This is a genomic window from Butyrivibrio proteoclasticus P6B7 (genome assembly GCF_000622085.1).
GTDB classification, from domain to species: Bacteria; Bacillota; Clostridia; order Lachnospirales; family Lachnospiraceae; genus Butyrivibrio; species Butyrivibrio proteoclasticus_A.
The window spans coordinates 118,679-131,461 of sequence record NZ_JHWL01000010.1 but is presented as its reverse complement, the minus strand read 5'-3'; the positions used below and the strand labels follow the sequence as shown (position 1 = coordinate 131,461).

Here is a 12,783-nt window from a genome sequence, read left to right as displayed (position 1 = left end):
CCATGGGCAAGAAGCTTGCAATTGATAAAGGACTTAGGAACTTAATAAACAAGTATTTCTTCGAGCTTTGCATGGTCGTGGTTCTGGCGGCTGCGGTGTTTATCAGAGTCAGCTTGCTACCAAACACAGATCTTTCCCCTGATTACGAGACCTACTACAAGGCCTGGGTGGAACACTACAGGCAGTACGGACTTGTGAAGGGGCTTGAGTCCGCACCCGGGGACTACTATGTTCCTTTCAATATCATTTATTGGCTTTGCAGCCTTCTTCCAGTGGAGCCATGGCTTCCACTGGGCATTATTCCTGGCATTTTCGAGGCAATATCTGCCTTCTTTATTTACAAGATCTTTTATCTGCTGACGGGACGCCGCCACCACTCTGTGTTTGCGGGAATTCTCACATTATTCCTGCCCTTCGTTGTGTTCAACGGCGCGCTGTGGAAGCAGGTCGACGCAGTCTACACATGTTTCCTGGTGATCTCACTTTACCATCTGTTAAAAGAGAATTATCGCTGGGCCTTTGTCTTCTACGGCATTGCATTCGCCTTCAAGCTTCAGGCAATTATCTTTTTACCAATTCTTGTGATCTTGTACCTGACTGAGGGCTACGCTACATATTCCAAGGTCAGCAAGGACGATAGCGATAAAAAGAGCTTTAGCATACTGGAATTCCTGTGGATTCCGGCAATCTATCTGATTGCTGGTCTGCCGGAGGTTCTGTGCCGTCACGGGATCAGGGCTACTTACCTGGCTTACTTTGATCAGGCTGGCGAGCTCTCCAGTGAGGGCTACGGCATGGTTTCTTATTTCCCTAACCTTTATAACTGGGGCTTTGACGACTACGATGCACTGCTGTCCAAGGCTGCAATACTGCTGCTGTTGGTAGTGCTTGTGTTTATCGCATTTGTTTGCTACAGATACCGCGATGCCATGGATAGAAGCATGGTGGTGTACCTGGCAATCTGGGTCGGCATGACCTGCCTGATGCTCCTTCCTGGTATGCACGAAAGATATGACTACGCGGTGCTTTTGATCCTGACTCCTTACGCAATTCTTAGTAGAAAGCAGATTATATGGCCTATGATTCTGGTTAATCTGTGTTCACTGGCTTGCTACGGCCGCGCTCTGTTCCGCGCAGATATCATTCCTATGTACATCGTGACCTTCGCCTACGCTGTGGCTTACTTCTGGATTACTGTAGATGTGCTGGGGATCCTGGCTGCGAAACGTAGGGATTAAAAAATAACGATTAGGAGACAGTGCACTTGAAAGCAAGAAACATATTCAATTTAATAATAGTGTTCTGTCTGGCACTGGCATCGTTCCTGGTGCTGGCCACAAGCGTTGTGACCACGATTTACTACGACATGCACTACGATGTGGACTGGCCACAATACACAAGAGAGAATATACCACTGCTGCTCTTATTTACGGCGGCAGTTTTTGTGGTTTTTGTATTACTTTACAAAAGAAACCTTCTTACAACTAAGGCAGATGGTTACAAGCTGCTTAGCTATGGCTTTGTGATAGCTTACTGCTTGATGCTGATCCTTGTGATCACTCCACTGCCAGTTAATGACTCAAAGACATTGGACAATTGCATCAACGAGTTTATGAGTGGTAATTATTCCGCGCTGACTGAAAAGGGTGGATATCTTTTCTTCTTCCCATTTCAGCTGGGCTACGTAGCTTTTGGCCAGATTATGACTAGCATATTTGGCGCAGGCAATTACCTGGCTTGGGATCTTTTGCAATTGATTTCTATCCTGGTAACCGTGGCATTTTTATACAAGATTACTTGGGAACTTTTCGAGCGCAAAGCAATATGCAGCATTATGGCCTTGATGTCCCTAGGCATGCTGTTCTTCTATAATTATGTGACTTACATTTACGGCGATATCCTCAGCATGGGCCCTCAGACCTTGGCGCTTTACTTGACACTTATGTATATAAAGCGTGATAGAAGAGACTACATGATTGGAGCTGCGCTGTCTATTTCACTGGCAGTAATGCTGAAGACCAACTGCCAGATAGCACTGATTGCTATGTGCATGATGATATTGTTCTCGATTATGCGACCTGCGGATGCAAATAAGACTAAATTATTCCAGCCAAGCAGACTCACGGCTCCAACCTGGAAGCGCGCTCTTGAGCGCATCATAATTGTAATCCTGCTAGTAGCCTGCGTTAAGCTTCAGGGCTTCGCAGTGAATACCTACTACAAGTCCGTGACTGGCCTTAGCGAGATTCCATCAGGCTTTCCAAAGCTTTCTTGGGTTGCCATGGGCCTTCAGGAGAGCGAGTTGGAGGATGGCTGGTACAACGGCTACCACTACACTATTTATGGAACTTTCAATGACTACAACTCAGAAGAAGCTTCAGCGCTGGCTCTTGAGAACATCAAGGAAAATGTTAGCTCTTTTATCACAAGACCATTACACGGCGGAAGGTTCCTGCTGCGCAAGTTCCTGACCCAGTGGGCAGACCCGGTGTGCATATCCACACACAATCTGGATCTTGTGAGCAGACATGTGGATAGAGAGGGCTTTCAGGCCGCGGCTTGTGAATATCTTGTCTTTGGAGAGGGCTCGCAGATTCTGTGCTGGATCATGAACGTGTTCATGACGGTTTGTTACTTCTGCGTATTCGTGTACCTGACCAAGGTCCTGAAGGAAAAGAGAATCTCTCAGGAGGAGATGCTACTGCTGATCTTGATCTTCGGGGGCATGGTCTTCCACGAGTTCTGGGAGGGCACATCACGCTACACCATGAGATACTACGTGTACTGGCTGCCATTCGCCGCCAGGGGCATGCAGATAATATTGGAGAGAATAATTGGACAATTGGCTAAGCAACAAAAAATCAAAACTTAATATATACTCCGACGACAGGCTTAACATGAAGCAGCCTGTTCTGTGGTGCTTTTTCGTAGCTCTTTTGACAATAACGCTGTGCTCGCGCTCGTCATTCCTGTACGCGTTCAATCTCTGGGACGACGCCAACAGCTACTTCACCATGGGAAGGAGCATGTTCAGGGGCATGGTGCCCTATCGCGACCTGTTCGACCAGAAGGGCTACATCCTGTACGCCATCTACGGCGTGGCATCGTTGATTTCGCCTACAACCTTCATCGGCGTGTATGTGTTTGAGGTGCTGGCGGCCTTCGTGGCGCTTCTAAGCATCTTTCTGATCCTGAACCTGTACCTGGGCAAGGGTTATCTGCCATACATCGGAACGGCCCTGTCCAGCGCGGTGATTTACTCATCCCTGTGTTTTTGGTGGGGCGGAAGTGCCGAAGAATTCCTGTTCCCATGCATCTGCCTTGGAATGTATCTGTCTCTAAGGTACTTCAGGGAAGGCTATCCGGAGGCTATGAGCTACGGAACAGTGTTGTTTGGCGGCTTCCTGGCTGGCGTGGTGTTCCACATCAAGTTCAACTCCCTGGGATTCTTCTTTGCCTGGATGATGATGGTGTTCTTCGCGGACCTCATCGGCGCCAAAGCAGTGGCTAAGGCATTTATCAGCTGCTTTGTCTTCCTGTTCGGCATGGTTATCGCTACAGTGCCAGGAATTATCTATTTTGGCGTTAATGGTTCCATCGGCAGCTGGGCATACGTTTATTTGTACAAAAATATTTTTGAATACTCAAAGAGCCTGAGTTTACTGGAACGATTCGCTGCAATATACGATATTATGACAGATCATATGTACAGTAATCCGATATGCTACTTGCTTATTTTTGTCGGTGCTGTATACTTTACTGTGGCTTTATTTTCCAAATTCATCAAGGAGAATAAGTTCAATCAGATAAAAAGAAATAGCTTTTTAATCGAGGTCAGCGTCTTCGAGTACCTTAATATAGTAGCTCTTTTGACCTTTCTGATCCTGGTGATCTTCGCAGGCGGAGTGACGCTGATGTACTACCCATTCCCAATCAACGCCTTTGCGGTGTTTGGACTTGTGGCAGTGGGCAAACTCATGAAGGGTCTCTACAGGCTCATGGGCTGGGCTCGGGGTAAAAGAGAAAGCCAAATGCTCTTTTCACCAACAGGCCCCAAGACGGTGTTAGTTCTTTTAACCGCCCTGGCTATCAGCGTTGCCATCATCCTTGGCTGCTCTGTTAACGTCAGGACCATGAGTGTTAAAAAGAAAGATCTCTGGCTCTTCAAGTTCAGAGATTACATAGCTTCCCAGGGTGTGAACAACCCGAAGCTGCTTAATATGTACGGTTTCGACACGGGGCTTTACACTGTGACAAATGCGGACCCGGTGTGTTATTATTATCAGACCCAGACTTTAAATATGGACGAGGTTCTGGAGGTTCAGTACGGCTTCATTCGTGAGGGCAAGGTGGACTTCGTGGTGTCCTGTGAGCAGCTTGATCCGGCGGATGTGGAAGGGTACGAGCTGGTGCTACATGATAACATCGATATCTACAGGTTCAGCAAAGAGTACTATTTGTATGAACGCGTGGACCTAGTTAAGTAATATACAAGTTTCAAGGAGAAATAGTTATGCCAATTAGAATCAATAGTTTCATGGGAAAATTTGGATGGTTTGCAAGAAAGCACTTCCCAATGCTTGCAAGTAATGCCTACCTTAAATTACAGTTCGTTACACGTAGCAAGTCACAGAAGGCTTATTGCGATTATTTCCTTAATTCCAAGGAAGTCCCAATGCCTAACGTTGTCAACATTGAGACAATCAATAGATGTAATTCAACATGTTCTTTCTGCACAGCCAACGTTCATGCGGAGTGCAGACCTCTTATGATCATCGACGACGATCTTTACAAGAACATCATCGATCAGCTTGCTGACTGGGGTTACAAGGGTCACCTTACCCTCTACGGCAACAACGAGCCACTTCTGGACACTAAGATCGTGGAGAGACACAAGTACGCCAGGGAGAAGCTTCCTGACAGCTTTATCTTCATGTCTACAAACGGCCTTATTCTCAATATCGATAAGGTAAAAGAGGTTGCTCCTTACATCGATCAGCTTATTATCAACAACTACTCTATGGAAATGAAGCTCCACAAGAACATTCAGGAGCTCTACGATTATGTAAAGGCTCATCCAGAGGAGTTCAAGGATCTGGACATCCAGATTCAGATGAGATACCTTCAGGAGGTTCTTACAAACCGCGCCGGAAGTGCGCCTAACAAGCAGGCTACAGAGAAGGTTATCAAGGAGACATGTCTTTTACCATTCACAGATATGTGGATCATGCCTAACGGTAAGATGGGTCTTTGCTGCTGCGATAACTTCGAGAAGACTGACTTTGGCGACCTTACTAAGATGTCACTTAAGGAAGCATGGGGCTCTGAGAAGTTCCAGCAGGTTAGAAGACAGATTGCAGAAGGCCGTCAGAACTATCCATTCTGTAAGCACTGTGATTTCATCGACGCTGGTTTCCGTATGCAGATCGTTAACGCAATTCTTCGTGGTGATCAGGACGCAGCCAACAGACTTGGCGGTCACGAGCGTATGAAGATCGGTAACAAGAACAACACTGACGATAACATTAAGTAATCCAGCAAATACCAGCTTCTGACCGTTCAGATGCTGATAAATCATAGCAATAAAGATCGGAACGAGATTATAAGATGATCAAACGTATCAAAAACGACAAATTCTTATGTCTTGCTATTCTCTTTGCAATCGCAGCCTGTGCTTTCATGATGATTGTGGGAGAGGATAGCTTTGTTGCTGTGCATGACAACATGGATCTTTTCATCGCCCAGTACGCGATGCTCCGTAACACCGGCAGTTTCTTTAGCCACGGTGTCAGCGCTCCTTTCCTTGGGGGCGTTTCAAGGGATGTGCTCCCCAGCGAGTTTTCTCTTTATTCTGTGCTGTACATGGTGATGAGGCCTTACGCAGCCTACATCCACGGCTACGGCATCAAGATTCTTATTGCAGTTATTTCTTTTAGACTTCTTATGATCGACTATATCAAGGACGCAAGGCAGATCCGCGACGTAAAAGATCTTCCTCTTGGAATCAAGGCTTTCGCCTCACTGGGCGGCCTTCTTTACGGCGTTCTCAACGTGTTCCCAGCTTACGGCATTGCATTTGCCAGCATTCCGCTTATCATCTATTTCCTTAGGAATGTGTACAAAGCAGCGCCTCCAGGAAGCAAGCTTTCTGAAGTCCTTAAGAACACCTGGAAATGGCAGCTTTTGGTCTTTGCCTATCCTTTCGTTTCTTATTTTTCATATTTTGGATTTTTCATTCTTGCATATTTAGTTGTGGCCATCATCTGGCTCTTTATCAGAGATAAGCGTATTTCTCTGGCTTTGGTTGTAGCTCTTTTCATACTTGCTGCAGGCAACGTGGCCTTCGAGTACAGGCTCTTTGGAATGATGTTGTTCTCTGACACTGAGACCATCCGCGAGACTATGGTTCAGACCTACTACGGCTTTGGCGGCATCATGAAGGAAAGCTTCGACGTCTTCGTCAACAGCATGATGCATGCGGAGGACTGCCATAAGTTCTTTGTAATGCCTATCTGCCTGGCTTATCTGGTGGAACTCAACGTTCGCTATGTGATGAAGCGCGATTTTAAGGGGATTTTCCACGACGTTTACAATCTGTGCTTCTTGATTCTTGTGTTCAACGCCCTGATTTACGGCCTTTACTATTCAAAGGGCATGAACATGCTGGTGGCAACTATATTGCCGCCTCTTAAGGGCTTCCAGTTTAACAGGACTATCTTTTTTAGCCCATTTCTCTGGTGCGCGATGCTCTTCATCTTCGCGGTGCGGTTCTTTGACTACATCCTTGGTAAGGACGGCATTTCCCATAAGTGGAAAAAAATCCTGTCCTTCCTACCATACATCGTGATGGTGGAGGCTATTCTCATTGTCCTTACCACGCCCACCAGGTACAACGACCTGCTGAACACCGCTAAGGGCGAGATCAAGCGCAACATGGGCAACGAACTGGACGAGCTCACCTACGGTGAATTTTATTCAAAAGATCTTTTTACATCAATTAAGAATGACTTGAAATACCAGAACGAATGGGCTGTTGCCTACGGTATGCACCCTGCAGTTCTTGAATATAACGGTATCAGGACTTTGGATGGCTATCTTGGATTCTACCCACAGAGCTACAAGGAGCAGTTCCGTCAGGTGATTGCGCCGGCTCTTGATAGGATGGAGCCCACTAGGCTATACTATGATGAGTGGGGTGCCAGATGTTATCTGTATTCCGGCACTGATCTGTCCATCGTTATGCCAACCAAGAGCATGACTGGTGTGACGGACAACGATATCTACATCAATTCCGCAGCTCTGGCTGAGATGGGATGTAGTTATATCTTTTCACGAATTGAGATATCTAATGCGGCAGAAGCTGGACTTAAGCTTGTTGGAAGCTACAGCGGAGCCGGATCGCCGTATACAATCTATGTGTATACGATTGTTGAGTGATGGATGCAGGATGGATAACACGGAATTATTGATAGTTGTTATCTGATTGAATGTCATGAATAATATAAATGTGGATAATTCTAGTAGATTATCTACAGATAATGAATAATGAGAAGGAATCAAAATGGACAAAATTGCAGTATTAATTCCATGCTATAACGAAGAAGCTACAATAGGTAAGGTTATCAGGGACGCCAAGGCTGCGCTCCCAGAGGCCACAATCTATGTATATAACAACAATTCCAAGGACAGAACTGTTGAGATCGCAGAGGCAGAGGGCGCCGTTGTGCGCAACGAGTACATGCAGGGTAAGGGAAACGTTATCCGCCGTATGTTCCGCGAGATCGATGCCCTTGTATATGTGATGGTTGACGGCGATGACACCTATCCAATGGAGTCTGCGCCTGAGATGGTGGACCTTGTCCTTAACCACAACTCCGACATGGTAGTTGGTGACAGACTTTCATCCACATACTTCCAGGAAAATAAGCGTCCTTTCCACAATTTTGGAAACAGCCTTGTTCGCGGCAGCATCAACAAGCTCTTTGGCTGTAACGTCCGCGACATCATGACTGGCTACAGAGCTTTCAGCTATGAATTCGTTAAGACCTTCCCGGTTCTTTCAAAGGGATTCGAGATCGAGACTGAGATGACTATCCATGCGGTTTACAACAACATGCAGATCGACAACGTAGTTATCGAGTACAGAGACAGACCTGCGGGATCTGAGAGTAAGCTTAATACCTATGCTGACGGCTTCAAGGTTCTTAAGACTATTGCAAAGCTCTATCGTAGCTACAAGCCATTTGGCTTCTTTACTATAATAGCAGCAATTCTGGCAGCTCTTTCAATCGGCTTTGTTATTCCTGTTATCCATGATTATTGGATCACAGGCCGAGTTGACAGATATCCAACCTTGTTCGTATGCGGCTTCGCTATGCTCGCGGCATTCCAAAGCTTTTTTACCGGAGTACTGTTATCCACAATGGCCCTGAACAACAGGCGTGAGTTCGAGATGCAGCTCAACATGCTGCAGCGCCACAAGGAGACGGACTATAATTCCTGATATTATCTAGAGAATGATTGTGGATTTTTCTGATCATCTAGAGAATAAATGTGGATTTCTGCAATGATACAGAAATCAACAATTATGAATATATTGTTTCATCAAGAATCCGCATTGCAGCGGATTCCGTGCATTATTATTAGAAAAGGATTTACCATGAACACTAGCAAAAAGAGCCTGGCACTTAAGGCTTCAAAGGATTTAATTCTCAGCGTGCTTGCGCTGGTTATCTACAACGGTGTCCTCCAGCTGGTTATCTACCCAAGCCTTAACAAGGCTATGGGCGAGACCGCCTTCGGCACCGTTCTTTATTTGATTTCAATAGTTTCCATTATGGGAGCTGGCTTCGGTACTGCCGCCAGCTATTCTCGTATGGTGGCCAAGAAGGACCGCACTGAGACTAACGGTGACTACAACATCTTTCTTCTCATTATCGCGGCTATTTCCACGGTGGTTACCTTCATAGCTCTTTTGTCCATAAAAGAACTAAATCCTGTCTACTACGCACTGTTGCTGGTGCTGATGATCGCTACGGTCTTCAGATACTACGCGGACGTGGAATACCGCATGAACATTAAGTTCGTGAACTACTTCCTGTTCTTCCTGTCAGTGGCTGTGGGCTATGTGGCAGGTCTTGGCGTGTACCATTTCACAAAGAACTGGGTGCTGGTCATTCTCTTGGGAGAGCTGGCAGGCCTTGTGTTTACTTGCATTGTGGGTTCTATCTTCAAGGCTCCGTTCCTGATTCGCTCTGATAGCTTTGACGCTAACATGAAGTCTGTGTGGACCATTTCAGCCTCTAACCTTGTGGCTGCCATGGCGCTTCATGCGGACAAGATCATACTTCATCCAATGGTGGATTCAAGGAGCGTTACGATCTTTTACACCGCCAGCCTTATTGGCAAGATCGTGGCGATGCTCACAACACCGCTAAACGGCATTATTATCAGCTATTTTACCAACTACAAGATTAAGCTTACACGTAGGATCTTTTCACTGATGTGCCTTGCAGCCCTTGCGCTGTCTATCGTCGGCGCCGGCGTTTGCATGTTTGTGTCCTACGTGTTTGTTAAGCTCTTTTACCCGAACCTGCTTGCGGAGGCCAGCGGATACTTCTTCCTGGCTAACCTGGGACAGATCCTGTACTTCATTTCCGGATCCCTCATGGTTATTCTCCTGAGCTTTACTAAGGAGAAGTCACAGCTTCTGATCAACCTTATCTACGGAGCTACATTCCTGGTACTGCTGATCCCTGCTACACACTTCTTCGGCCTTATGGGAATGGCCGTTGGACTTGTGGTGGTGAACCTGATTAGGCTCCTCGTTACCGCGGTATTTGGCATGAACGCGCTGGAGAAGGAGAGTAAGCAGGCTGATTGATGATTTTTATAGTCCTAGTGTCGTGTTATGGCTTGTATTAAGCTATCCGACACTAGGATTTTTATATACATAAAACAATAGTAAATAAATAGCATTAAGTAATGAGATTTCTTATCTCAAATAGAGTAGAATAGGAACATATAATTACATCTGTGAATTCTACGCTAGCGAATGAATATTGAAGATTATGTAAAACAGAGTAAGTTTTGAGATGGTGTTTGACACGCAGCAAAACTTAAAAAACGTCAGTACTTAGTCGGCGTTCTGTGACGACTTAGTACTGCTACGTTTTTTACGTAGCGCGAGCGTTAGCAAGTGCCAAATGCTATCTCAAAACTTACTCGTCCTAATTTCACTACCATCCGCGTAGCCAACACACGATGTACTTGGGAGGTTTACATGAATAAAGTTTATTTTCACTTACCGGGGCTTAGGTACAATTACCCTTTGAACATGTTCTGGCTCAGCATGCTCAAGAAGTACCCCCACTACTTCAGAGAAGGCGTGGAGATTGCCTCATTCTTTGGCTCTTTTCCATTATCTCTTTGGAATGGCGGCCGTCTTACCAACAACGATCAGTGCGACGCGGCTTTTGTCAGCAACGTCGTTAAGAATATAAATGCCCAAGGCGTGCCAGTTCGTTACACATTTACGAATCCTCTTTTAACAGAGGAAGATTTAACTGACAAGTTCTGCAACTACTGCCTGAAGGTGGGAGACAACGGCATGAACCAGGTTCTTGTGTTCTCGCCAATTCTGGAGCAGTACATCAGGGAGAATTACCCGTCCTACAAGATTGATTCCACAACCTGCAAGGAGATCAAGGACGTGGATGCCCTCAACGCCGAGCTTGAGAAGGACTACACCTATGTGGTGCTTGATTATAACTTGAACAACAAGTGGGATCTTCTTGAGAATATCGGACACAAGGAGAAGATTGAGGTCCTTGTAAACGCGCTCTGCGTGCCTAATTGCGAGAGACGTAAGGGTCACTACGAGAACATTTCAAAGAACCAGCGCATTATCCTTAAGAACCGCGAGCTTCCACCAGAGAAGCGCATTCCGATCATTCCTTGGCACTGTGAGTACGGCGACAAGAACTGCATTCACACAATCCAGGATTACTCAACCTACATCTCTCCAGAGATGATCTGGGAGAAGTACGTGCCAATGGGCATCAACAACTTCAAGATCGAAGGCCGCACAGCCAACCTCTTCTCACTGCTTGATACCTACTGCCACTACATGATAAGGCCTGAGTACGCCGGCGAAGCAAGACTCTTAGTGCTCCGCAACCTAGAGGCATCCAAGGTCATAGTTGTAAATAAGCCTAGACCAATGGAGTTTAAAATATAAGGCATAGGAATTAAGTTAGAATTAGATACTAATACTTGATATTTGAGAACCAAAGAGATTCAAACTCTTTGGTTCTTTTTGCGCGATGTCAAGGGATTGTGACTTGTCCGACGCCATTCTGGAGCATGTACGGATAAGACAAGTTGATTCAGTACATTTTATCCGCAAGCTTTTTGGGTTTAGAACTAGGTTTTCAGTATGTTACGGATAAGATGTAATGAGGCGAGTGATTTTATCCGCAAATTGAATCATAAAATGAATTGCTCACATGAAAATTGCGGATAGAAATATAATGAATCAATCTTCTTATCCGCAAGGTCAGCAAAAAGCTAAATTCTAAAACTGAAAACTTGCGGATAAAAATACTGAATCATAGAGCTCTTATCTGCAAGCAAAAAAAACCAACAAAAATATGCGGATAAGACTGTTGATTTACAACATCCTATCCGCAAATATAATCTCATAATCCCATATTCCATTAGTCCTAAACTATTTCTTACAAACCAAGGACCGTCACACAACGCCTCACAGAGACATTACTAACTCAGCTTTTATACATCTTCCCCAGCGCTTCAATTTCCCTCCGGAACTGCGCCACCACTTCCGAAGGCTCCAGTATCTTAACCCCAGATCCCAGCGCAAATATCCATCCGAAGAACTGATCTGACAAAGCCACATCCACGTGGGTCTCTGACCATCCTTCTTTCAAAGAACTCTTTCTAATCGTAATATCTTTTCCGAACCTGTCGATCATAACGCCCACGATCTCATCATCAAAAGCAAGCTTAACCTTCGTGGTTGCGCCGCCGTACATTCCAAAATTCATGCTGGAGTAGGACGCCATATCAAGCGCTTCAAACGCCTCTTTACCAAGCCGCATATCCTCCAAAAGCTTGATATTACGCATCTTATCAACGCGGTAATGCTTGATTATCTGCGCTTCCTCGTCATATGCGATCAGATAGTAATTCTCATCATCCCAGGTCAGCGCCCATGGACTGGCCACGTACAGACCTTCCTTCCTGGGAACCATCTCTTTTGCCGTATTCCACTTGAAATACTCAAACGCAATCTGCTTGTTAGACGAAATAGCGTTATGAATCTCATCCACGATATAGTAAATACTCTCGTTCATGGTCTTGATGCGGCCCTGAACCACCACCTGCCTCTTCAGCTGGCTGGCCTCGTACTCACTGGACAAAGACGTAAGCTTTTTTATCAGAGCATTGGACTTCTTCTCGGTGATGAACTTGGAAGCCTGGATAGAATCCACCAGGAGCTTCAGCTCAGCGATCTCGAAGTGCTTGCTGCCCACGTGATAGAAGTAGTTCTTTCCCACCTGCTCACCGATAACGTCGATTCCCAGGATCCTCAGCGCCTCCATGTCATCGTAAAGGCTCTTCCTGTCTGCAGTCACGCCATGCTCTTCAAGCAGCTCCCTGATCTGTGGCATGGTGAGATAGTGTGAATCGTCGGTTTTCTGGACCATGATCTTGGCCAGATAGTACAGCTTTAGCTTCTGATTTTGTCCCTTTGGCATAGGC

The 12,783-nt window shown here is 45.8% G+C and carries 9 protein-coding genes; 8 read left to right on the top strand and 1 reads right to left on the bottom strand.

Annotated elements, in window-relative coordinates; translation table 11 throughout:
- Window positions 1–2: 2 nt before the first annotated feature.
- The 8 genes from T541_RS0108920 to T541_RS0108885 all read left to right on the top strand — a co-directional run bounded on the left by T541_RS0108920 (window position 3) and on the right by T541_RS0108885 (window position 11,239).
- Window positions 3–1,238: a glycosyltransferase 87 family protein gene (locus T541_RS0108920; protein ID WP_026652401.1), complete on the top strand. Its 1,236-nt coding sequence runs from the start codon at window positions 3–5 to the stop codon at window positions 1,236–1,238.
- A 26-nt stretch (window positions 1,239–1,264) separates the two neighbouring features.
- Window positions 1,265–2,872 carry a glycosyltransferase family 39 protein gene (locus T541_RS0108915; RefSeq protein ID WP_026652400.1) on the top strand — a complete coding sequence of 536 codons (1,608 nt, stop codon included), beginning with the start codon at window positions 1,265–1,267 and terminating at the stop codon, window positions 2,870–2,872.
- Window positions 2,835–4,487, top strand: coding sequence for a hypothetical protein (locus T541_RS0108910; protein WP_155839486.1), 1,653 nt, complete (start codon window positions 2,835–2,837; stop codon window positions 4,485–4,487). Before T541_RS0108915 ends, T541_RS0108910 begins: the two co-directional genes overlap by 38 nt.
- Before the next feature lie 26 nt (window positions 4,488–4,513).
- Window positions 4,514–5,533, top strand: a complete 1,020-nt coding sequence (locus T541_RS0108905) for a radical SAM/SPASM domain-containing protein (RefSeq protein ID WP_026652398.1) — start codon at window positions 4,514–4,516, stop codon at window positions 5,531–5,533.
- Between the two features lie 74 nt (window positions 5,534–5,607).
- The gene (locus T541_RS0108900) at window positions 5,608–7,437 is read left to right on the top strand and encodes a DUF6044 family protein (protein ID WP_026652397.1); all 1,830 of its coding nucleotides are present in this window, start codon (window positions 5,608–5,610) and stop codon (window positions 7,435–7,437) included.
- A 124-nt stretch (window positions 7,438–7,561) separates the two neighbouring features.
- Window positions 7,562–8,503: a glycosyltransferase family 2 protein gene (locus T541_RS0108895; RefSeq protein WP_026652395.1), complete on the top strand. Its 942-nt coding sequence runs from the start codon at window positions 7,562–7,564 to the stop codon at window positions 8,501–8,503.
- Window positions 8,504–8,659: 156 nt separating this feature from the next.
- Entirely contained in the window at window positions 8,660–9,883 is a 1,224-nt protein-coding gene (locus tag T541_RS0108890) for a lipopolysaccharide biosynthesis protein (protein WP_026652394.1), read from the top strand.
- Window positions 9,884–10,282: 399 nt separating this feature from the next.
- On the top strand, window positions 10,283–11,239 hold the full coding sequence (locus T541_RS0108885) for a hypothetical protein (protein WP_026652393.1): 957 nt from the start codon (window positions 10,283–10,285) through the stop codon (window positions 11,237–11,239).
- 544 nt (window positions 11,240–11,783) lie between these two features.
- Here the strand turns inward: T541_RS0108885 and T541_RS0108880 are convergent.
- Complete coding sequence (locus tag T541_RS0108880) at window positions 11,784–12,779, bottom strand: helix-turn-helix transcriptional regulator (RefSeq protein ID WP_026652392.1); 996 nt, start codon at window positions 12,777–12,779, stop codon at window positions 11,784–11,786.
- Window positions 12,780–12,783 lie beyond the last annotated feature (4 nt).

What these genes read in the sequence shown, in the direction of transcription:
- T541_RS0108890 (WP_026652394.1), top strand. Translation starts at nt 8,660, where the DNA reads ATGAACACTAGCAAAAAGAGCCTGGCACTTAAGGCTTCAAAGGATTTA.
- T541_RS0108900 (WP_026652397.1), top strand. Translation starts at nt 5,608, where the DNA reads ATGATCAAACGTATCAAAAACGACAAATTCTTATGTCTTGCTATTCTC.
- T541_RS0108885 (WP_026652393.1), top strand. Translation starts at nt 10,283, where the DNA reads ATGAATAAAGTTTATTTTCACTTACCGGGGCTTAGGTACAATTACCCT.
- T541_RS0108920 (WP_026652401.1), top strand. Translation starts at nt 3, where the DNA reads ATGGGCAAGAAGCTTGCAATTGATAAAGGACTTAGGAACTTAATAAAC.
- T541_RS0108905 (WP_026652398.1), top strand. Translation starts at nt 4,514, where the DNA reads ATGCCAATTAGAATCAATAGTTTCATGGGAAAATTTGGATGGTTTGCA.
- T541_RS0108880 (WP_026652392.1), bottom strand. Translation starts at nt 12,779, where the DNA reads ATGCCAAAGGGACAAAATCAGAAGCTAAAGCTGTACTATCTGGCCAAG.
- T541_RS0108895 (WP_026652395.1), top strand. Translation starts at nt 7,562, where the DNA reads ATGGACAAAATTGCAGTATTAATTCCATGCTATAACGAAGAAGCTACA.